The sequence below is a fragment of the Clavibacter michiganensis genome, from assembly GCF_016907085.1.
GTDB classification, from domain to species: Bacteria; Actinomycetota; Actinomycetes; order Actinomycetales; family Microbacteriaceae; genus Clavibacter; species Clavibacter michiganensis_O.
This window is the reverse complement of sequence record NZ_JAFBBJ010000001.1, coordinates 3,108,481-3,129,168: the sequence shown is the minus strand read 5'-3', so window position 1 is coordinate 3,129,168 and position 20,688 is coordinate 3,108,481. Positions and strand designations below refer to the sequence as shown.

Here is a 20,688-nt window from a genome sequence, read left to right as displayed (position 1 = left end):
CGACAGGTTAGTGCGCGGCGGGCCCCTCGTCCGTCGGCAGCGGCACGTCGCCGGTCGTGAGGCGCGCGCCGCCCGCCGGGGAGGAGCGGCGGAGCGCGTCGTCGACGGCCGAGCGGATCAGCGGGCCGAGCACGCGGCCCGGCTCCTCGACGCCGATGCCCGCGAGGAGGCCGGCGGCCTGGTCGACGATGGCGGTGGAGAACGTGGTCGCGGTGGCGATGGCCTCCGCGTACGCCGGGCGGTCGCGCTCCTCCACGACGACGGGCTCCCCGCCCATCTCCACGACGAGCACCTGCGCGATGGGGAGCACGGGCGCGGGCGCGGTCACGGCGAACCAGCTGTCGACCATGCGGCTGAGGTCCATGCTCGTGCCGGTGAACGACATCGCGGGGTGGATGGCGAGCGGGATGATGCCGGACGCGAACGCGGGCGCGAGCACCTGGATCCCGTGCGCCGCCGACGTGTGCACGACGAGCTGGCCGGCCTGCCAGGCGCCCGTGGCGGCGAGGCCCGCGACGAGGCCGGGCAGCTCGGCGTCGGGGACGGCGAGGATCACGAGCTCGCTCCGCTCGACGAGGTCGGGGATCTCGAGCACGGGGACGCCCGGCAGCATCGCCTCCGCGCGCTCGCGGCTCGCCTCCGAGACCGCGGAGATGCCCGTGATCGCGTGGCCGGCACCGGCGAGGGCGGCACCGAGGACGGGGCCGACGCGGCCCGCGCCGACGATGCCCACGCCGAGGCGGCCGGAGCGCTGGGAGGGGGCGGTCATGCGGGGTCCTCGGGGGTGGATCGGTGGCGCGGGGCGTCGGCGCTGGGGGGCGGCCAGGCGGCGTCGGGGGCGGGGTCGGGGTCGGGCAGTGCGGGTGCGGCGGGTGCGCTGTCGGCGGGTGCAGCCGCCGCGGGTGCGGCGACGGCCGGTGCAGCGGCAGCGGCGGACGCGGATCCCGGCGCCGGCCAGCTCGCGGCCTCGGCGCCCCAGCGCGCGGACGTGTCGGATCGGGCGGAGGCCACGGCGGCCTGGACCAGCCGGGTCGACAGCTCCATGCCGGTGGCGCGGTCGATGGCGCCGAGCCGCGTGTCGACGGGGCCGGCGACGGTTGCGGCGCGCACCGAGACGAGGTCCAGGCGGCGGTCGATCGGGCCCTGCGTGAGGTCGACGCCCTGCGTCCGGGCGTGCGGGACGATGACGAGGCGGCGCCAGATCATGCCGCGGCGCACGAGGAACGCAGACGCGTCGACCGCGAAGCCGGTGCGGCGCCAGGAGAAGGGCTTGAGGATCCACGCGCGGCGGGGCGACGTCGTGAAGCCGTCGTCGTCTCCGCCGCGGCCGGTCATGCCGACGGCGACGAGCCGGAGCGCCTGGTCGCCGACGAGGTCGGGCAGGACGAGGCCGAGCACGCGGTCGACGTCGCGGCGGTCGCCCACCGGGAGGATCGACGTGTTCTGCTGGCCGGCGGCGCCCGGCGACGAGGAGTGCGAGGCGCGCGTGATGCGGATCTCCCACCAGCCGGCCGCGCGCCAGAGCAGCGGCTGCACGACCTCGACCGCGTGGATCCGGCCGGGCGGGATGGTGTCGTTGCTCGTGGACAGCAGGCCGAAGCCGACCCGGACGCCGTCGGGCGTGCCGGCGACGCTGTAGCGGAGCGAGCGCGTGATGCGGCGCACGAAGAAGCCGGCGGATCCCAGCAGCGTCGGCAGCAGCGGCACGAGGAGGTACCAGGCCTCGAAGCGCACGATGAGCGGGATCCCGACGACCACGAACAGCACGAGCACGACCGTCGGCGCCGACAGGAGCACGGCGCCGACGAGGCGCGGGACGGGGATGCGGACGACGGACTGCGGCGGGGCGGCGTCCGGATCCAGCTCGGGCGCGAGGAAGTCGTCCACGCGGGAGCCGACGAAGCCGCGCGGGGTGCCGGCCGGAGCGGACGGCCGGGCGGATCCCGCCGCCTCGGCCCGCGCGCCGGACGCGAGCCGCAGCACGCGCAGCCGGAACGCGTCGGCGTCGCGCGAGCGGAGGTACTGCAGCGGCAGGTTGGCGTCGTTGCCAGCGACCTGGATCTCGAGCTTGGCCGCGCCGATCAATCGCGCGACGAGCGGGCGCACGATGTTGACGCCCTGGATCCGGTCGAGCCGGGCCCGCCGGTTCGTGCGGGAGAGGATGCCGCTGCGCACCTCGACGGTCTCCTCCGTGACGCGGAACGTGTGCATGCGCCACGAGAGGTACGAGACGCCGACCGCGAGGAGGGTGAACGCGAGGAGGGCGAGGATGACCCAGATGAGGCTGCCGGACTCCACGAGCATCGGGATGAGGTCCTGCTCGCCGTCCCGCCGCTGGCCGGGCACGAACTGCTCCACGAGCTGCTCCCGCAGCGACGAGACGAGGAAGCCGATCGCGACGATGAAGAGGACCCCGCCGCGGAGCACGGGGGTGGCCGGGTGCAGGCGGTGCCAGTCGCCGTCGGTGAGCTCCTCCGCGATGCGGGCCTCGGCGGCGGGGACGGCCTCGGGCGCCGCGGCGGGCGGCGCGACGTCGGGCGCGGACTCGGGCGGGCGCGCCGCCGGATCCTCGGGCGTCGCGTCGCTCACAGGCCGGCCCGGCGCGTCTCGGCGAGGGCGACCAGGCGGTCGCGCAGCTCCTCGGCGTCCGCGTTCGTGAGCCCGGGGATCTGGATGGCCGCCGCGGCCGCCGCGGTGACGAGCTTGAGGTCGGCGAGGCCGAGCAGGCGGCCGACGGGGCCGCGCGTGATGTCCACGAGCTGCATCCGGCCGTAGGGCACGGCGACGACGCGGGTCCACATGATGCCGCGGCGGAAGACGAGGTCGTCCTCGCGGAGCTGGTACCCCATCGCGCGCACGCGGCGCGGGACGATGACGAGCGTCACCACCAGCTCGATCACCGCGGCGGCGCCGAGGACGATGCGGATCCAGCCCGGCGCCCCGACGACGGACAGGAACACGGCGATGCCGCCGAGCACGAGGGCGGTGATCACGCCGCCCACCAGCTCGACGCCGACGAGGCGCGGGGAGACGCGGCGCCAGGTCACGCCGTGCGGGTCGACGTTCGGGGTCACGGTGCTCCTCGGGGTGCGGTGGGCCTGCGAGCGGGGGTGCTGCGGGGTCCTACGAGAGCTCGCGCGCCGGATCCCCGGGGCGCGAGTCGTCCCGGTCGTCGGGCGGGACCGTGCACCAGTGCTCGGCGACCAGCCCGGCGACGAGGAGGACGACGGCTCCCACCGTACCGGCCACCGCCAGCCCGACGGAGGACGCGCCGGGCAGCACCGGCCGGGCCAGCACGAAGGCCAGCACTCCCCCGGTGATCCCCGTGAGCAGCGCGCCCGCGAGCGCCGACGCCTTCGCGAGCAGAACGACGCGCGTCGCGCGGAACGGGTCGACGCGACCGGGTGCGCGCCCGAGCGTCGAGCGGCGGATGGGGCGGGCGAGCGCGAGCAGCACGATGCCGACGATGAGGAGCGTCGCGCCGAGCGTGAGCGGCGGGATGAGGAGCGCCCGCCCGGTCATGACGAGCGCGTTCTCGGCGAACCAGCCGATGGCCGCGCCCGCGATGAGGAGGGCGATGAGGGTGGTGGAGCGCGTGCGGGTCATCGGGTCGCCTCCGCGGGGTCGGTGGCGGGTCCGGCGACGGGCTCGAGGGCGGCCAGCAGCGCGTCGACGCGGCCGTGCCCGGGCAGCACCGCGTCGGGATCCGCCTGCAGCCACGGCCCCAGCACGAAGGCGCGCTCGGCGGCGCGCGGGTGCGGGAGCGTGAGGCGGTCGTCGTGGATCCGCGCGTCGCCGTACGCGACGACGTCGAGGTCGATCGTGCGGTCGCCCCAACGCTCGGCGCGCACGCGGCCGAGGTCGCGCTCGATCGCGGCCAGCGCGTCCAGCAGGGCGTGCGGCCCGAGCCCGGAGTCCACCAGCGCGACGCCGTTGAGGTAGCCGGGCTTCGTCGGATCCTCCCCGTCGGCGGTCACGGCGACGGACTCCACGAGGTCGGACGCGCGCACGACGCGGAGGCCGGGCACCTCGTCGATGCGGGCCAGCGCGCGCTCGATGGTCGCGCGCCGGTCGCCGAGGTTGGAGCCCACGGCCACCACCGCGCGCACGGTCGCGCCCGGCGCCGGCAGGGCGGACGCGCGCTCGATCACGACGGCCACGTCGTCGAAGGGGACGGCGATGGGCGCGTCCGGCTTGTGCACGGTGACGCGCACCGACCGGGCCACGGGATGCGCGAGCACGACGCCCGCGACGCGCTCGGCGAGCGTCTCGATGAGGTCGACGGGATCCCGCCCGACCGCCGCGGCGACCTCCTCGGCGAGCTCCCCGTAGTGCAGCGTGCGGCCGAGCTCGTCGGTGCCGCCGGCGGGCGCGAGGTCGAGCGCGACCTCGAGGTCGATCACGAACGGCTGGCCGTCGCGGCGCTCCTCCGCGAAGACGCCGTGGTGGGCGTGCACGCGCAGCCCGGTGAGGAGGATGCGGTCGGTCGGGAGCCCGGTCACCATGAGCGGCCCACGACGATGGACGGGAGGTCGCCCGGGTCGGCCGGGTCGTACCAGAGCGGGAGCTTGCCGCCGACGGCCGGGAGCAGCCGGTCGGCCGTGGTGACGGTGCGCGTGACGTGGTGGTCGCGCCCGTCGGCGTCGGTGAAGGCCACCGTGAGGCGCGCGCGGACGGCCTCGCCGGATCCGTCGAGGCGCTGCACCGCGGTGACGATCGCGGAGGTGCGGCGGCCGGTCTCGGTGACGCGGCGGGCGGTGGCCGCGAGGCGCGCGACGCGACGCTGGACGACGGCCCATCCGACGGCCGCGGCGATCCCGAGGACGGCCAGCACCGCGGCGACGAGCCCGAGGACCGCGTGCGACGCGTCGCCCTCGACCGCGGCGGAGGAGAACGGCAGCGCGCCGACGATCCCGAGCGCGGTGCCGAGCAGCGCGACGGCGGCCGGCCACAGCGCGGCGCCCGCGGTGGTGAGGACGGGCGACAGCAGCACGACGGACGCGTAGGCGGCGCCGAGGGATCCGAGGAGCCCGAGCACGACGGCCACGACCTTCGCGACCACGACGGCCGCGCCGGCACCGGCGGCGAGGTCGGCCGGGAAGGTCAGGCCGGCGCCGAGGATCACGGAGGCGATGAGCGCGGCGATCGCGATGCGCACGAGCACCGCCTGCGGGGAGACGACGACACGGTCCTGGCTCACGGCGCTCATGCTCCTACTCTGACAGACCGGCGGCGGCTGGCGGCCCGGCGGACGGCCCGGCGGACGCGGCCGCGACGGCCTCGGCGCGCCCGCGCGACCACGCCTCCTCGACCGCGAGCGCGGCGCGGGTGGACGCGACGTCGTGCACGCGGACGGCCCACGCCCCGGCGCGCGCGGACAGGGCGCTGACGACCGCGGTCGGCACGTCGCGCTCCTCGACGGCAGCCTCCTCCGGCAGCAGCCGCCCGAGGAAGCGCTTGCGGGAGGCGCCCACGAGCACGCGGTGGCCGAGGCCCGTGAACGCGTCGAGGGATCCGAGGAGCTGCCAGTCGTGCGCGGCCTCCTTCGCGAAGCCGAGGCCGGGGTCGAGGGCGATGCGGGCGGGATCCACTCCGGCGGCGACGAGGGCGGCGACGCGCGCGCGCAGCTCGTCGCGCACCTCGCCCACGGTGTCGGCGTACGTCGCGCGCGCCGCCATGGTGTCGCTGTGCCCGCGCCAGTGCATCGCCACGTAGTCGACGTCGGCGCCCGCGACGACGGCGGCCATGCGCGGATCCGCGAGGCCGCCTGACACGTCGTTGACGACGCGCGCCCCCGCCGCGACGCACGCCTCGGCGGTCGCGGCGCGCATGGTGTCGACGCTCACGGCGATGCCCTCCGCGGCGAGCTCGCGGACCACGGGCAGCACGCGCCGGAGCTCCTCGTCGGCGTCCACGCGGAGCGCGCCCGGGCGGGTGGACTCGCCGCCCACGTCCACGAGGTCCGCGCCCGCGGCGACCATCCGCCGCGCGTGCGCGAGCGCGTCGTCGAGGGCGAGGTGACGGCCGCCGTCGCTGAAGGAGTCGGGGGTCGCGTTGAGGATCCCCATCACGAGCGTGCGCGCGGAGGCCACGGTCACGCCCGCCCGCCCGATGCGGGCAGCAGCGCGAGCACCTCGGCGCGCGCCGCCGGCTCGGCGAGCGACCCACGGGCCGCGATGGTGATGGTCGTGCTGCCGGCCTGGCGGGTGCCGCGCGCGGTGACGCAGCCGTGCGTCGCGTCGAGGATCACGGCGACGCCGCGCGCCCCGAGACCGTGCTCGAGCGCCTCGGCGATCTGCTCGCCCAGACGCTCCTGCATCTGGGGGCGGGAGGCGAGGTCGTCGACCACGCGCGGCAGCCGGCCGAGGCCGACGATCCGCTCGCCCGGCACGTAGGCGAGGTGCGCGACGCCCGTGAACGGCAGCAGGTGGTGCTCGCAGATGGACCGGAACGCGATGCCCGTCACGATCACGGGCTGCGGCGCCGCGTCCGTCTCGGGGAGCGGGAAGGTCTCGCGGAGGTGGCGGAGCGGATCCGCGCCCACGCCCGCGAAGAACTCGCCGTAGGCCTCGGCCACCCGCGCGGGGGTGGTCGCGAGTCCCTCCCGGCCCGGGTCCTCGCCGATGGCGAGGATCAGCTCGGCCACGGCCGCCTCGATGCGCGCCCGGTCGACGCCCACCGGCTCAGGCCGTCGCGGGACGCGGGAAGGGCGAGCGCTTCGGCTTGCCGGCCGGCGGCTCCGAGTCCACCGCGCCGTCGACGACGCCCTGGTCGATGGGCGCCTTCTGCGGCATGGGGACGGGGGGCAGGTCGGACAGCGGGCGCTTGTCGCTCGACAGCCACTGCGGGCGCGGCGGGAGCTTCTTGACGTCCGCGAAGATCGCCGCGAGCTGGTCGTGGTCGAGCGTCTCCTTCTCGAGGAGCTCGGTGGCCAGGCGATCGAGCACGTCGCGGTTGTCGTTGATGACCTGCCACGCCTCGTCGTGCGCGCCGTCGAGGAGCGCGCGCACCTCGGCGTCGACCGTGAGGGCCATGTCCTCCGAGTAGTCGCGTCCGCCGCCGAGCTCGCGCCCGAGGAAGGGCTCGCCCGAGCTGGAGCCGAGCTTCACGGATCCGACCTTGGCGCTCATGCCGTACTCGGTGACCATGCGACGCGCGGTCGACGTGGCCTTCTCGATGTCGTTCGACGCGCCCGTGGTGGGGTCGTGGAACACGATCTCCTCGGCGACGCGGCCGCCCATGGCGTACGTCAGCTGGTCGAGCAGCTCGTTGCGGGTGACGGAGTACTTGTCCTCGAGCGGCAGCACCATCGTGTAGCCGAGGGCGCGGCCGCGCGGCAGGATCGTGACCTTCGTGACGGGATCCGTGTTGTTCATCGCCGCCGCCGCGAGCGCGTGGCCGCCCTCGTGGTACGCGGTGATGAGCTTCTCGTGGTCGCGCATGATGCGGCTGCGGCGCTGGGGGCCGGCCATGACGCGGTCAACGGCCTCGTCGAGCGCGCGGTCGTCGATGAGCTGGGCGTTGGAGCGCGCCGTGAGCAGCGCGGCCTCGTTGAGGACGTTGGCGAGGTCGGCGCCCGTGAAGCCCGGGGTCTTCCGCGCGAGGACCTCGAGGTCGACGCCCGCGGCGAGCGGCTTGCCACGCCCGTGCACCTCGAGGATCTGCTTGCGGCCCTGGAGGTCCGGCGCGTCGACGCCGATCTGGCGGTCGAAGCGGCCGGGGCGCAGCAGCGCGGGGTCGAGCACGTCGGGCCGGTTGGTGGCCGCGATGAGGATGACGTTGGTCTTGACGTCGAAGCCGTCCATCTCCACTAGGAGCTGGTTGAGGGTCTGCTCGCGCTCGTCGTTGCCGCCGCCGACGCCGGCGCCGCGGTGGCGGCCGACCGCGTCGATCTCGTCGACGAAGATGATGGCCGGCGCGTTCTGCTTGGCCTGCTCGAACAGGTCGCGCACGCGGCTCGCGCCGACGCCCACGAACATCTCGACGAAGTCGGATCCGGAGATCGAGTAGAAGGGCACGCCCGCCTCGCCCGCGACGGCGCGCGCGAGGAGCGTCTTGCCGGTGCCGGGAGGGCCGTACAGCAGCACGCCCTTGGGGATGCGGGCGCCCACGGCCTGGAACTTGGCGGGCTCCTTGAGGAAGTCCTTGATCTCCTCGAGCTCCTCGATGGCCTCGTCCGACCCGGCGACGTCGGCGAACGTCACCTTCGGGGAGTCCTTGGAGGCGAGCTTCGCCTTCGACTTGCCGAACTGCATGACGCGGTTCCCGCCGCCCTGCATGCCGGAGAACATGATCCAGATGAAGAAGCCGATGAGCAGCAGCGGCAGCAGGATGCTGAACGCCGACAGGAGCCAGCTCGGCTGCGGCACCTGGTCGTCGAAGCCCTCGGCGGGGTTCGCGGCCGTGATGGCGGAGACGATCTCGCCGCCGCGCTGCGCGACGTAGTTGAACTGCACCATGGTGCCGTTGTCGCCGTCGGCGCTCGCGAGCGTGAGGTCGACCCGCTGCTCGCCGTCGATGATCTTGGCGGAGGCGACCTTGCCGTCCTGGATCAGCTCGAGGCCGTGCTGCGTGGTGATGGTCTTGTAGCCGGATCCCGTGATGAGGCTGAAGCCCACCGACACCACGACGATGGCGAGGACGACGATCAGGATCGGGCTGCGGAGGAGTTTCTTGAAGTTCATGAGCGTAGGGGCGCGGGCCCGACACCTTTCTGCCCGTGCCGCGCCGTACGGCGACGAGATGTCTCGAGGATACAAGCGGCCGTCTGAGCGTGGCCGCGGTGTTCGCCGCCAGCCGAACGTGCGCCGGCATGGAGGCCGATAAGAGGAGCGGGACGCCTCAGCTGTAGACGTGCGGCGCGAGGACCGCCACGTCGCGGAGGTTGCGGTACCGCTCGGCGTAGTCGAGGCCGTAGCCGACCACGAAGTCGTCCGGGATCTCGAAGCCCACGTACTTCACGTCGACCGCGATCTTCGCGGCCTCGGGCTTGCGCAGCAGGGCGCACACCTCGACGCTCGCGGCCCCGCGCGAGCGCAGGTTCGCCAGCAGCCAGGAGAGCGTGAGGCCGGAGTCGATGATGTCCTCGACGATCAGCACCCGCCGACCGGTGAGGTCGGCGTCGAGGTCCTTGAGGATGCGGACGACGCCGCTCGACTTGGTGCCGGAGCCGTAGGAGCTCACCGCCATCCAGTCCATGTGGATCGGCAGCTCGAGCTCGCGCGCGAGGTCGGCCATGACCATGACCGCGCCCTTGAGCACGCCCACGAGGAGCAGCTCCTCCCCCGGGTTGTCGCGCTCGATCTCGCGGCACATCTCGGCGATGCGGCCGCGGATCTCCTCCTCGGTGTGGAGGACCTCGGTCAGGTCGTCGGCGATGTCGGTGGATCTCATGTCACTCTTCCGTCGTCCTGGCGCTGAGGACGATGAGCTCGTCCTTGCGTACGACCCTAACGCCCGGCAGGTCGACGGGCCCCTGCCCGTGCCAGTCGGTCACGAGCCGCGCGACCTCCAGGACGTGCGTCCGCGAGAGGTGCGCGGCGAACTCCTCGCGGGCGGCGAGGCGGATCAGCCGGTGCCGCAGCGCGGGCGGCGCGGCGAGGAGCGAGGCCACCTCGAGGGAGATGCCCGCCTCGGCGTGGTCGGCGATCTCCTCGACCATCTCGGCGGCGAAGTGCTCGAGCGCGTCGTCGTCCTCGCGCAGCTGGTCGGCCGTGCGGGAGAGGGCCTCGGCGATGCCGGGGCCGAGCTCGCGCTCGAGCACGGGCAGGACGTCGTGGCGGACGCGCACGCGGGCGTAGGCGGGATCGGCGTTGTGCGGGTCCTGCCACGGGTCGAGGCCCTGATCAGCGCACGCGGCGCGGGTGGCGGCCGCGCGGATCCCGAGCAACGGCCGCAGGTAGACGGCGTCGGCGTCGCGGGCCGGCGCGGAGCGGGCCATGCCGTGCAGGCTCGTCGCCCCGGATCCGCGCGCCAGCCCGAGCAGCACGGTCTCGGCCTGGTCGTCGAGGGTGTGGGCGAGGAGCAGCGCGCGGGATCCGGTCTCCCGGAGCGCCGTGTCGAACGCGGCGTACCGGGCCGCGCGGGCGGCGGCCTCGGGGCCGGCGGTGCCCGGATCCACCTGCACGCGCGTCACGACGACGGGCGTGAGGCCGAGCGCGCGCGCGGCGTCGGCGGCCCGGGCGGCGACGCCCGCGGAGCCGTCCTGCAGCCCGTGGTCGACGACGACGGCGCCCACGGCGACGCCCGCGCGCGGCCCCTCGAACGCGGCCGCCGCGGCGAGCGCGAGCGAGTCGGCGCCGCCGGAGAGCGCCACGAGGACGGGCCCGGCCGGGGCTCCGGCGAGCGCCTCGCGGACCGCCCGTCGGAGGTCCGCGACGGCGGGGGTGAGACGGGGGCGCTCGGAGGGCATCCACTAACGTTATGGCAGCAATCCGCCCACGTCAGAACCACGAGGAGCACGCGCATGGCCAGCTACGACGTCGTCGTCGAAATCCCCAAGGGGTCCCGCAACAAGTACGAGGTCGACCACGAGACGGGTCGCGTGTACCTCGACCGGGTGCTCTTCACGTCGTTCGTCTACCCCACCGACTACGGCTACTTCGAGAACACGCTCGGCCTCGACGGCGACCCCGTCGACGTGCTCGTGCTCCTCGAATACCCCGTCTTCCCCGGCGTGGGCGTCTCCATCCGCCCCGTGGGCGTGTTCAACATGAGCGACGAGGCCGGCATCGACTCCAAGGTCATCGGCGTCCCCGCGAAGGACCCGCGCTGGGCCCACATCCAGGACATCGACGACGTGCCGCAGCAGACGCGCAACGAGATCGAGCACTTCTTCGAGCACTACAAGGACCTCGAGCCCGGCAAGTGGGTCAAGACGGAGGGCTGGGGCGACGCGGCCGAGGCCGAGCGCATCGTGCAGGCCGGCTTCGAGAAGCTCCAGGCCGAGGGCGACGGCCACGGCGGCGAGCCGGAGGAGGACGCCTGATCCGCGTCACCGCCTGAGTCCGCGCGCCGGACACGACGACGCCCGCCCCCGCAGCTGATGCGGTGAGGCGGGCGTCGTCGTGTGCGGCGGGCGGGGATCAGCCGGGTCGGCCGACGTACGGCATGATGTCGCTGCCGCCCCAGAGGCCCTGGATCTTCACCACGTCGCCGGGCTTCGGCGCCGCGATGATGGTGTTCCCGCCGAGCGAGATGGCGTCGTGGTAGAAGCCGCTGCCGTCGTTCCAGAAGATGATGTCGCCGGCCTGGCGCTGCGAGAACGGCACCAGGCGGCCCCGGGCCTGCATCGTGTTGTACTGCGAGCTCACCGAGTGGCTGCCGACGTCGATGCCCGCCGCGCGGTACGCCATCATCACGAGGCCCGAGCAGTCCCACACGTTCGGGCCCGCGCCGCCGAGGACGTAGGACTCGCCGAGCTGGGCCTTCGCGAACGAGATCGCGACCTGCGCCGCGTTGCCCGACGGGGCGGGAGCCGGCGCGGGCGCGGGTGCCGGCGCGGGCGCCGGACGCGACGGCTGCTGCGGGGCGGGCTGCTGGGGTGCGGGCGCGGGGGCGCTCGATCCGCCGCCGGACGAGGATCCGCCCCCGCCGGACGACGACCCGCCGCCGGAGGACGGACCACCGCCGCCGCCGGACGAGGATCCGCCGCCCGAGCCCGAGCCGCCGGAGGACGCCGCAGGTGCGGCCGCGGCCTCGGGGATGGGCGGCTGCGTGATGCTCTGGATGTACTGCGCCTCGATCTCCGAGGTGGAGTCCTTGAGGAGCGCCAGCTGCGCGATGAGCTGGTCGCTGTTGCGCGTCTGCTCGGTGACCGCGGCCTGCGCGGTCGCGGCCGCGGAGTTCGCGTCGTCGAGCGCCTTCTGGGCCTCGTCCGCGAGCCGGGCGAGCTCGTCCTTCGCGACCTGCGCCTGGTCGCTCAGCGACGCGGCGCTGTTGCGGTCCGCGAGCGCCTGCTGGTACACGGACTGCGTGCTCTCGGAGAGCTTCGTCATGGTGCCGAGCGAGCGCAGCAGCTCCTCCGCGTCGTCGCCGTCGGAGGAGAAGAGGCTCGCGGTGATGTCCTGGCCGCCCGCCCGGGCGAGGTGGCTCGCGAGGAGCCCCGCGCGCATCCGGCTGGTGAGGGCCGTGGCCTGCGCCTCGTCGGCCTTCTTCTGCAGGCGCGCGAGCTCGTCGGCCTTCGCGTCGCGCGCGGCCTGCGCCCCGGCGTACTTCTCGCCGGCGATCAGCGCGGCCTTGTTCGACTGGTCGGCGGACACCTGCAGCCCCGTGACCAGCTCGGTCACGCGGTCGATGGCCGCCTGGGTGTCGGCCTGGTTCGCCTTCGCCGCCTGGACGTCGGCCCACGAGGGGTAGTCGGTCGCGGCGAACGCGGTCTGGGCGGCGACGCCGCTGGACACCGCGATCACCCCCACGGCGATCGTGGAGATGACGACCGTGGTCGGGCGGAGGTGGTTCATGTCGTTCCTCATGTCAATGCGTGCTCGTGATGGTGACGCCCTGGCCGTGCATGAACGCCACCGGGTCGACGGCGTTCCCGTTGATGCGGATCTCGAAGTGGAGGTGGCAGCCGGTCGAGCCGCCCGTGGTGCCCGTGCGGGCGATGGGCTGGCCCGCGACGACCTGCTGGCCGGTGCGGACGAGCGTGCCGCCGTCCATGATGTGCCCGTAGGCCGAGGAGACGCCGCCGCCGTGGTCGATGCGGATGTAGTTGCCGTACCCGCCGTTCCGACCCGCGAAGCTCACGGTGCCCGAGTGGGCGGCGTACTGGATCTCGCCGCAGCTGTAGCCCCGGACCAGGTCCTCGCCCGCGTGCATGATCTTGGTGTGGTAGATCGGGTGGATCCGGTACCCGAAGGGGCTGCTCGTGCTGGCTCCCAGCAGAGGCGCGGTCCAGCCGGAAGCGCTGATGGCGCCGGTCGACACGCCGCCCCCCGAGGCGCCCTGGCTGGCGGCGAGCGCATCCGCGTCCGCCTGGCGCTTGCGGACGCCGGCCTGGTAGTCGTCCTCGGTCGCCTCGCGGTTCTGGGTGATGACGGAGAGCTTCGCGTCGGCGTCGGCCTTCTGCGCGCTCTGGTCCTCGAGCGCCTGCTCGAGGTCCATCTGCGCCTGCGCGGCCTCCTCGAGGAGCTGCTCGGCCTTCGCGTTCAGCGCGTCGAGCTCCTTCAGCGCGACCTGGGCCTGGTCGCTGAGGGACTTCGCGGCGTTGCGGTCCTGGAGGGCGATGGCGTAGATCTGGTCGGTCTTCTCGGCGACCTTGCTCATGGTGCCGAGCTTGTCGAGGAGGTCGTCGCTGCCGTCGCCCTCGCTGAGGAGCAGGGTACCGGAGAGGTTCTGGCCGCCCGACCGTATCAGCTGCTTGGCGAGGCCGGCGGCCTGCTCCTGGGACTTCGTGGCCTTCGCGTCGGCTGCGTCGACCTTCTGCTGCAGCAGCTCGGTCTCGGCGTGCTTGTCGTCCGCCGCCTGCTGCGCCTTGTCGTGCTCGTCGCCGCGCTGGACCACGAGGGCCTGCGCGTCGGTGACGCGCTGCTGGAGCGACGCGATCTCGTCGTTGATGCGCTGCACGAGCGCCTGCTGCGCCTGCTCGTCGCCGCGCGCCTTCTGCACGTCGTCCCACGAGGCGAAGGTGTCGGCGTGGGCGGGAGCGGCGATCGATCCGGTGAGGAGCACGGCGGCGATGGCGACGATGGCCTGGAGGCTGCGGCGTCCGCGGGGGCGCGGTCGTCGCGCGCCCGAGGGGCGCGAGCTCCGGAGGAGGTCATGGTGCATGGTGATCCCGATCATCGTGTCGCCCGGCTGGCCGGCTGTGCCTCCCTGCAGGGCCGGCGGGGAGCGCGGATCACATCCGTCACGCCTTCACCGGCTCTCACAGTAGCAACGGGGGTGCGCGGCGCACAGCGCGCCGATGCGGGGATCCACGCTGGGGATCCCCTCCCCGGGAGGGTCGTGCGAAGGCTAACCCCGCGGATGGGGCACATCGGGGCAGCGGGCTGGCCGTGTCGCGAACCTGCGAGGAGGCCGTGCCGGGTGTCGACGGGCAGGGCTCGGGGCCCTGGTGCGAGGAGCCGACACGCCGCCCGATCCGCATGCCCACGCGGGCAGGACGCGAACGGGGACGGCCGATTTGAGTCCTCGCCCGGAGTGCGGTTATGCTGACGTGTCGGTTGCTGCGAGACCTGGTCCGCCAGGGCGAGCGGCCCCATCGTTTAGTGGCCTAGGACGGCGCCCTTTCACGGCGTTAACACGGGTTCGAATCCCGTTGGGGTCACCAGGCAATGTGATCGACATGCAAGGCCCTGTAGCGCAGCTGGTTAGCGTGCCGCCCTGTCACGGCGGAGGTCGCGGGTTCAAGTCCCGTCAGGGTCGCCACGGATATGAGCCCTCTCTCACGAGAGGGCTTCTGTCCGATGTGGGCGTCTTCTCGCAAGCCGCCCGCTCGCCTGGGTAGCTCAGTTGGTAGAGCGTTCGACTGAAAATCGAAAGGTCCGCGGATCGACGCCGCGTCCAGGCACCATGTGCCGGTCCCCGTCACAGACGGCAGGGCCGGCGCCTCTCTTTCTCCTGGCCCGCTCAGGCGTCGGACGCGAGCGCTGCCTCGAAGGCCGCGAGCACCGCGTCGGAGAAGAGCACGAAGCGCACCAGCTCGATCCCGTCGGCCGCGCCCTCGGCGAGCGGACCCCGCACCGCGGCCACCGCCACCGCCACGCCGCATGTGGCAATGACGCCTCTGCTGGTACATCAGTCGGCTTCGCCCGGTCAAGCGTGCCCACATCCTCAGCCGTGGAGCGTTGGCGCGATCGGGTGTGAGCCGACGGAATCAAATCGGGGCCCAATGCCTTGCCTCCCGCCATTAGCGGGGAAGAGGGTCAGGAAAATCCCTAAACTCGACACCCAGGACGGCACCAGTAGAGCGCGTATGAGCATGCCCGCCCTGACCAATCACGACGCACGTCCGCCGTGACAACCTGACGCTTTCTCAAGCAAGATGCTGACTCACGTCCGTCGCCCGCTTTAGCGAGCGGCATTCGCATTCGCGAGAGTAGTAGCAGTTCTCGCACGAGTGTATGCGCGTCCTGCTCATCGTGCCCGAAAATCCGGTTATCGACATCCACAGCGTCAAATGAGCTGAGCGAACATCTCCTAGGCTCAGCTACAGCCGCAAAGCCGCCAATGGGAACGCTAACCGGCGCAATGCCTAGCCACGAAAGGCAATCACGCCTCCCGATCTGCCGATTCCTCGTTGCCCTCTTCCTCGAAGGGACTCATCTCAGCCGGCGGCGCCTTGGCTGGCGCTTGAAGGTCAATATCTAAAGTGCCACAGACACTCATGAATGTGGTCCGCGCAAAGTCATACACCGTTTCGAGAGCAGTCGACTTCGCGATGGATGTAGCAAGCTCTGCCGAGTCCGTTAGCTCCTCTCCCACTGCAGTGAACAGGGCCCCGACCGTCACGTCGACGCGCCCTTGCTCCCTAGCCACATGCATGGTGGCGATGATGATCCGTCCAGGATCTATCGTCTCCAAGTCGTAAGAGACCACCCATGTAGCATGCGCGTCCGCCACCCCACCACTGTCACCGTGCATGCTGAGCACTTTGAGGTCCTCAGCAAAGTAAGTATTGGCAAGCTCGTCGGTCACGACGCCTTCTGCTTACGGTAGGCCGACACCGATGTTACCGAGTGATCGCAGGCGCGCGTACGCGGCACCCGATTAGTGACCTGTCTCGCAGTCCGACGACTCCATTCCGATCGAACAATCTCATGACCGCTCGGAGACGATGCCCCCGTGAGGCTGAGATTGAGATGAGAGCCAAGAGCGTGCAAAGTCGCAGCAAGAGTACGCACGGTGATATTTCGTTCGCCACGAAGACGGGCCGTTATCTCACTTTTGCTGACGCCGAGTTCCGCGGCGAGATCAGTGCGTGATTTCCCCGAAATCTCGAGCGCCTCCGCTATCAGCTCGCTCGCCTTAACCATGGCCGCTTCTTGCGCGTATGTGCTTCTAAACTCACCAGTGTCAGGAAATACCGACATAATTACTTTTCCTTAGAGTCCATATAGAAGTAGAAGATATCAAAGGCCTTGGTGATTTCCGCAGGAACGCGCTTGTCGCTTACTTTCTTTGTACCGTGCGTCGCGTACCACACGCCATCACTCAAAATGAGGTACAATCGGAGCCCGCCAGCGGCATGAACCTTTAGTTCATGTAAGGCATTTCCGCCGGAGTCGGTGTGCAAGTGCCGCATGTTTTCAGGGCTCTTGACGCGATGACCGTCGCGAAGGCACTCCAAGAAGTACTTGAATCTCGCTTGATGCGCAACACTTAGCCCCCTTAGAAAAATGACGGCATCGGCACGTCCGCTCGAGCGGACGATGGCTACCACCGGCTCCGACTCCCCGAGCATAGGGATCAGAGACGGTTCTGTCATAACTTAACACGCCTCCGGGTCCGCGACAAGCTGCTTGCAGCTCTTGTGGAGGGAGCGTAGTCGAGCTCATGACGGTCGACTACCCCTGGCTCCAGCCGCGCCCCTCCTTCAGTGGGCACACCCATCGCCTTCTACACCCCGCTTCGTGCCGGCGTTCTGCCCAGAATCAGCGGGCGCGACCGGTCATTCCGAGAAACCCCGGGGATAGAGGAGGGCCGTGGGGCCACGGACGCCCCCCGCTCGCTGCCCTGCTGAGAGCCCTCGCGTGACTGAAAATCGAAAGGTCCGCGGATCGACGCCGCGTCCAGGCACCATCCGCCGGTCCCCGTCCCAGACGGCAGGGCCGGCGTCCTCGTTCCCGGGTCGGCTCAGATCTCGGATGCGAGCGCCGCCTCGAAGGCCGCGAGCACCTCCTCGGAGAACAGGACGAAGCGCACCAGCTCGATCCCGTCGGCCGCGCCGTCCGCCATCGCCCGGCGCACCGCGGCCACCGCCACGCGCGCCGCGTCGTCGACCGGCCAGCCGTAGACGCCGGCCGAGACCGCGGGGAAGGCGACGCTGCGGATCCCGAGGGCGGCGGCCTCCTCGATCGACCGGCGGTAGGCGCTCGCGAGCGTCGCCGTGCGGTCGTTCGACGCCGACCAGACCGGGCCGACCGTGTGGATCACGTGGCGCGCGGGGAGGCGGAAGCCGGGCGTCGCGATCGCGTCGCCCGCGGGCAGGCCGTCGGGCAGCTCCTCGGCGCGGATGCGGCGGCACGCGGCGAGCAGCTCGGGGCCGGCCGCGCGGTGGATCGCGCCGTCCACTCCCCCGCCGCCGAGGAGCGACGAGTTCGCGGCGTTCACGATCGCGTCCACGTCCTGCCGGGTGATGTCGCCGCGCACGGCCTCGAGGAGCGTCATGGATCCAGCCTGGCCCGGATCGCGAGCGGGAGGAGACCCGCGCGGACGACGCTGTCCGACGGGCGCGACCGGAACCGTTCGGGTGGGCTCCGGGCACATCGGCGGTATTCGGAGCCCGGGGAAGAAGGGATTGGCCGGCCCGCCGTGTCCGCGTCCGGTCGGCGGCCCGGTCGCGCGGAGGCGTCCCGGGGATACTGGAGGGGTCGGTGCCCTCCTGCCGGCGTCGACAGGAGTCCCATGGCCACGTCCGCATCCCGCCCCGCACCCGAGCGCATCGACGGCTACGTCGCGCTCCGCAGCTATGCCGCCATCGGGGACGGGCGCACCGTCGCGCTCATCGCCGAGGACGGGGACATCGACTGGCTGCCGCTGCCGAACCTGCACACGGCGCCCGCGTTCGCCGCGATCCTCGACGCTCCGCACGGCGGCCGGATCACGCTGCGGCCCGACGAGGACTTCGAGGTGACGCGCGCCTACGTGCCCGGCACCAACGTGCTCACCACCACGTTCACCACCGCGTCCGGCAGCGTGCGCGTGACCGACGCGCTCGTCACGGGCGTCGCCGGGCGTCTGCCGTGGTCCGAGCTCGGGCGACGCATCGAGGGGCTCACGGGCGAGGTGGCGATGAGCTGGCTCGTCGCGCCCGGGACCGCGCTCGGCACGTCGTCGCCCTGGGTGCAGGCGACGCACAACGGCCCGGTCATCCGCGTGGACGGCGTGACGCTCGCGGTCGTCGGCCTCGACCACGGGCCCGCCGAGCCCGGGACGCAGTCGCTGGCCGGCGCGTTCACCACGAAGGAGGGATCGCGCCACGTCCTCACGATGGTGGGGACCGAGCGGGAACCCGTGCGGATCCCGAACCCCGAGATCGTGGACGAGGGCATCAACCGCACCATCCGCAACTGGGAGGGCTGGAGCGCCGAGTTCCGCTACGAGGGCGAGTGGGCCGAGGCCGTGCAGCGCAGCGCCCTCGCGCTCAAGCTGCTCGTGCACGCGCCCACCGGATCCATCGCGGCGGCCGCGACGACCTCGCTGCCCGAGCGGATGGGCGGCGGCAAGAACTGGGACTACCGCTTCGCCTGGGTGCGCGACCTCGCGTACACCGTGAACGCGCTCGTGCGGTTCGGCTTGCGCGAGGAGACGCACGCGGCGGTGTCGTGGATGCTCCGCACGATCCGCGACAACGGACCCGACCTGCACGTCTTCTACTCGCTCGAGGGCGGCGTGCCCGAGGGCAGCTCCAACCCGGAGGTGCCGGGCTGGCGCGGCGTCGGGCCCGTCGTCGACGGCAACGACGCGCAGTCGCAGCTGCAGCTGGGCGTCTTCGGCGACCTGTTCGACGTGGTGCGCACCTACGTCCGCGACGGCAACGTGCTCGACGCCGACACCGGCCGCCTCCTCGCGACCTTCGCCGACCGCACGTGCGACATGTGGCAGAAGCGCGACGCCGGGATGTGGGAGCTCGAGGACGAGCAGCACTACACGACCTCGAAGCTGGGCTGCTGGCAGGCGCTCGACTGCGCCGTGGAGCTCGCGGAGCTCGGACAGATCCCCGGCGTGCCGGACCGGTGGCGAGCCGAGCGCGACCGGATCCGCACCTGGGTCGAGGAGGAGTGCTGGGACGAGGGGCGCGGCGCCTACGTGATGCACCCGGGCAGCCAGCGGCTCGACGCGAGCATCCTGCTGCACGCCGTCTCCGGCTTCGACCGCGGCGAGCGCATGTCCCGCACCCTCGACGCGCTGCGCTCCGAGCTCGGTCGCGGGCCGCTGCTGTACCGCTACTCCGGCATGCCGGAGGAGGAGGGCACGTTCGTCGCCTGCGGGTTCTGGATGGCGGGCGCGCTCGCATGCGTCGGCCGGATGGACGAGGCGCGGGAGCTGATGGACCAGCTGGTCGACCTCGGCAACGACGTCGGGCTGTACTCCGAGATGATCGACGCCGACGACCACGCGTTCCTCGGGAACCTGCCGCAGGGGCTCAGCCACCTCGCGCTGGTGAGCGCGGCGCTGACGATTGACGAGCTGTCGCACGGGCGGAAGCGCTCGACCCGGACGCCGCGCGCGAAGCGGTAGGCGCGGGCCGGCCCGCGCCGGACCGAGCGCTAGGCGCGCGGCCGGAGCGGGCCGGCGAACTCGGTGCGGACGCCGCGGGAGAACAGCACCGAGTCGGGCGCGCGGTCGACGATCCCGGGGAGGCCGGCGGCCGCGACCAGCTCGTCGTCGAGGTCCACGAGCTCGGCGCGCTCGAGGGTCCACGCGTCGTGCGTGTTCGGCCAGTAGCGCGTGACGCCGCCGCGGGCGACGTGCATGCCCCAGCGGGCGGTGAGGAAGTCGGCGAGCGGATCCCCCTCCACCTCCTCGCCGAGCGGGCGCACGGAGAGGCGCGACGACGGGCGGGCGCCCGTGTGCCGGCGCGACGTGTAGGTGACGACGCCGTCGCGCTCCTCATGCGTCATCGCCGCCCACATGTAGGGCAGGCCGAGGCCCACGCGCGCGCCGATCACGGGCAGGAGCTTGGCGGCCTCGAGCGAGCGGAAGACCACGCCGCGGCGGCCGTCGTCGCCGACGCTGTAGAGGCGCACGTTGAGCTCGGCGAACGTGCCCGCCCACGGCACGGCGGGCAGGGGCGGGAAGGCGCTGCGGGACAGGACGAACGGGATGAGGCCGACCCAGCTGGATCCGTCGTGGACGTCCGGGCACGTGCCCGGCGGGAGGAGCGGGGCGACGAGCGCGGGATCCACGCGCCAGTGCACGAACGCGAGGTCGCTCCAGACCTGGCGGATGACCGCGCGGCCGGGGAGGTCGGGGGCGGCGGCGGAGATCGGATCCGCGGGGCGGCTCATCGGGCGCGCCCGGGTGATGCCGTCGCGGCGGCGGGCGCCGGCGCACCTGGCGCGTCGTCGGCCGGCGTCGGGCGCCCGGCGGCGCGGATCACGTCGATCAGGCCGCGGCGCATCTCCTCGGAGCGGGCGAGCTCGGGGACGACGTCCTGCTCGAGCGCCTGCGCGCGCTCCCACGCGTCGGCGCCGGCCGCGGTGCGGGCGACGACGTGGCGGCGGCGGTCGTGGGCATCCGGCGCGCGCGACACGAGCCCCTCCCGCTCCAGCCGCTCCAGCGTGCGCGACATGGTCTGCGTCTCGACGTGCGCGGAGCGGGCGAGCTGGATCTGGCTGAGCGGCCCGTCGCGGAGCAGGTGCAGCGCGATGAGGCCCGCGTGCGTGACGCCGAGGCCGGCGAGCGCCTCCGACCACGCGTGCTCCACCGCGCGCGCGGCCGTGGACAGCAGCCGCCCGGTGGGCCAGCTGGCGAGCTCGTCGTCCTGCATGGGCGCCCTCCTGCTACAGTGATCGTCAGCAG

The 20,688-nt window shown here is 72.8% G+C and carries 21 protein-coding genes and 3 tRNA genes; 5 read left to right on the top strand and 19 right to left on the bottom strand.

All coding sequences use genetic code 11. The annotated features are described in order from the left end of the window. Window positions 1-7: 7 nt before the first annotated feature. The 11 genes from JOE38_RS14810 to tilS all read right to left on the bottom strand — a co-directional run bounded on the left by JOE38_RS14810 (window position 8) and on the right by tilS (window position 10,411). A complete protein-coding gene (locus JOE38_RS14810) occupies window positions 8-769 on the bottom strand; it encodes a Rossmann-like and DUF2520 domain-containing protein (protein ID WP_204576956.1) in 762 nt (253 codons plus the stop codon). Next, on the bottom strand, window positions 766-2,589 hold the full coding sequence (locus tag JOE38_RS14805; RefSeq protein WP_204576955.1) for a PH domain-containing protein: 1,824 nt from the start codon (window positions 2,587-2,589) through the stop codon (window positions 766-768). The genes JOE38_RS14810 and JOE38_RS14805 overlap by 4 nt, the downstream gene beginning before the upstream one ends. Next, the gene (locus JOE38_RS14800; protein ID WP_204576954.1) at window positions 2,586-3,074 is read right to left on the bottom strand and encodes a PH domain-containing protein; all 489 of its coding nucleotides are present in this window, start codon (window positions 3,072-3,074) and stop codon (window positions 2,586-2,588) included. The genes JOE38_RS14805 and JOE38_RS14800 overlap by 4 nt, the downstream gene beginning before the upstream one ends. Window positions 3,075-3,123: 49 nt before the next feature. Continuing rightward, window positions 3,124-3,606, bottom strand: a complete 483-nt coding sequence (locus JOE38_RS14795) for a DUF3180 domain-containing protein (protein ID WP_204576953.1) — start codon at window positions 3,604-3,606, stop codon at window positions 3,124-3,126. Then, window positions 3,603-4,505, bottom strand: coding sequence for a 2-amino-4-hydroxy-6-hydroxymethyldihydropteridine diphosphokinase (gene folK / locus JOE38_RS14790; protein ID WP_204576952.1), 903 nt, complete (start codon window positions 4,503-4,505; stop codon window positions 3,603-3,605). Before folK ends, JOE38_RS14795 begins: the two co-directional genes overlap by 4 nt. Continuing rightward, the gene (locus JOE38_RS14785) at window positions 4,499-5,209 is read right to left on the bottom strand and encodes a DUF3592 domain-containing protein (RefSeq protein WP_204576951.1); all 711 of its coding nucleotides are present in this window, start codon (window positions 5,207-5,209) and stop codon (window positions 4,499-4,501) included. Before JOE38_RS14785 ends, folK begins: the two co-directional genes overlap by 7 nt. Before the next feature lie 4 nt (window positions 5,210-5,213). Then, complete coding sequence (gene folP / locus JOE38_RS14780) at window positions 5,214-6,098, bottom strand: dihydropteroate synthase (RefSeq protein WP_307838896.1); 885 nt, start codon at window positions 6,096-6,098, stop codon at window positions 5,214-5,216. Continuing rightward, complete coding sequence (gene folE / locus JOE38_RS14775; RefSeq protein ID WP_204576950.1) at window positions 6,095-6,679, bottom strand: GTP cyclohydrolase I; 585 nt, start codon at window positions 6,677-6,679, stop codon at window positions 6,095-6,097. The genes folP and folE overlap by 4 nt, the downstream gene beginning before the upstream one ends. Window positions 6,680-6,683: 4 nt before the next feature. Next, entirely contained in the window at window positions 6,684-8,684 is a 2,001-nt protein-coding gene (ftsH, locus tag JOE38_RS14770) for an ATP-dependent zinc metalloprotease FtsH (protein WP_204576949.1), read from the bottom strand. A gap of 157 nt (window positions 8,685-8,841) precedes the next feature. Then, window positions 8,842-9,393, bottom strand: a complete 552-nt coding sequence (gene hpt / locus JOE38_RS14765; RefSeq protein WP_204576948.1) for a hypoxanthine phosphoribosyltransferase — start codon at window positions 9,391-9,393, stop codon at window positions 8,842-8,844. A gap of 1 nt (window position 9,394) precedes the next feature. Continuing rightward, window positions 9,395-10,411 (bottom strand): tRNA lysidine(34) synthetase TilS, encoded by a 1,017-nt coding sequence (tilS, locus tag JOE38_RS14760; protein WP_204576947.1) that lies wholly within the window; start codon window positions 10,409-10,411, stop codon window positions 9,395-9,397. A 54-nt stretch (window positions 10,412-10,465) separates the two neighbouring features. Between tilS and JOE38_RS14755 the strand changes: the two genes are divergently transcribed. After that, complete coding sequence (locus JOE38_RS14755) at window positions 10,466-10,987, top strand: inorganic diphosphatase (protein ID WP_119457535.1); 522 nt, start codon at window positions 10,466-10,468, stop codon at window positions 10,985-10,987. A 97-nt stretch (window positions 10,988-11,084) separates the two neighbouring features. Here the strand turns inward: JOE38_RS14755 and JOE38_RS14750 are convergent, their stop codons facing one another. Continuing rightward, entirely contained in the window at window positions 11,085-12,461 is a 1,377-nt protein-coding gene (locus JOE38_RS14750) for a C40 family peptidase (protein WP_204576946.1), read from the bottom strand. Between the two features lie 13 nt (window positions 12,462-12,474). Beyond that, entirely contained in the window at window positions 12,475-13,770 is a 1,296-nt protein-coding gene (locus JOE38_RS14745) for a M23 family metallopeptidase (RefSeq protein ID WP_204576945.1), read from the bottom strand. A 426-nt stretch (window positions 13,771-14,196) separates the two neighbouring features. Between JOE38_RS14745 and JOE38_RS14740 the strand changes: the two genes are divergently transcribed. The 3 genes from JOE38_RS14740 (at window position 14,197) to JOE38_RS14730 (ending at window position 14,515) form a co-directional block, all read left to right on the top strand. Then, window positions 14,197-14,272, top strand: a tRNA-Glu gene (locus JOE38_RS14740). 21 nt (window positions 14,273-14,293) lie between these two features. Continuing rightward, window positions 14,294-14,370, top strand: a tRNA-Asp gene (locus tag JOE38_RS14735). 69 nt (window positions 14,371-14,439) lie between these two features. Then, window positions 14,440-14,515, top strand: a tRNA-Phe gene (locus tag JOE38_RS14730). 56 nt (window positions 14,516-14,571) lie between these two features. On the opposite strand, the gene JOE38_RS14725 is transcribed toward JOE38_RS14730, so the two are convergent. The 4 genes from JOE38_RS14725 to JOE38_RS14710 all read right to left on the bottom strand — a co-directional run bounded on the left by JOE38_RS14725 (window position 14,572) and on the right by JOE38_RS14710 (window position 17,331). Beyond that, window positions 14,572-14,706: a hypothetical protein gene (locus JOE38_RS14725; protein WP_275577789.1), complete on the bottom strand. Its 135-nt coding sequence runs from the start codon at window positions 14,704-14,706 to the stop codon at window positions 14,572-14,574. 507 nt (window positions 14,707-15,213) lie between these two features. Continuing rightward, window positions 15,214-15,639, bottom strand: a complete 426-nt coding sequence (locus JOE38_RS14720; RefSeq protein WP_194683187.1) for a hypothetical protein — start codon at window positions 15,637-15,639, stop codon at window positions 15,214-15,216. Further along, a complete protein-coding gene (locus tag JOE38_RS16155) occupies window positions 15,636-15,977 on the bottom strand; it encodes a helix-turn-helix domain-containing protein (RefSeq protein WP_194683188.1) in 342 nt (113 codons plus the stop codon). Before JOE38_RS16155 ends, JOE38_RS14720 begins: the two co-directional genes overlap by 4 nt. A gap of 820 nt (window positions 15,978-16,797) precedes the next feature. Beyond that, window positions 16,798-17,331, bottom strand: a complete 534-nt coding sequence (locus tag JOE38_RS14710; protein WP_204576944.1) for an O-acetyl-ADP-ribose deacetylase — start codon at window positions 17,329-17,331, stop codon at window positions 16,798-16,800. 237 nt (window positions 17,332-17,568) lie between these two features. On the opposite strand from JOE38_RS14710, the gene JOE38_RS14705 reads away from it, so the two are divergent. Next, window positions 17,569-19,404, top strand: a complete 1,836-nt coding sequence (locus JOE38_RS14705) for a glycoside hydrolase family 15 protein (RefSeq protein WP_204576943.1) — start codon at window positions 17,569-17,571, stop codon at window positions 19,402-19,404. A gap of 29 nt (window positions 19,405-19,433) precedes the next feature. On the opposite strand, the gene JOE38_RS14700 is transcribed toward JOE38_RS14705, so the two are convergent. Both JOE38_RS14700 and JOE38_RS14695 read right to left on the bottom strand, forming a co-directional pair. Then, on the bottom strand, window positions 19,434-20,174 hold the full coding sequence (locus tag JOE38_RS14700) for a YqjF family protein (RefSeq protein WP_204576942.1): 741 nt from the start codon (window positions 20,172-20,174) through the stop codon (window positions 19,434-19,436). Continuing rightward, window positions 20,171-20,656 (bottom strand): MarR family winged helix-turn-helix transcriptional regulator, encoded by a 486-nt coding sequence (locus tag JOE38_RS14695; protein WP_204576941.1) that lies wholly within the window; start codon window positions 20,654-20,656, stop codon window positions 20,171-20,173. The genes JOE38_RS14700 and JOE38_RS14695 overlap by 4 nt, the downstream gene beginning before the upstream one ends. Between the last annotated feature and the right edge of the window lie 32 nt (window positions 20,657-20,688).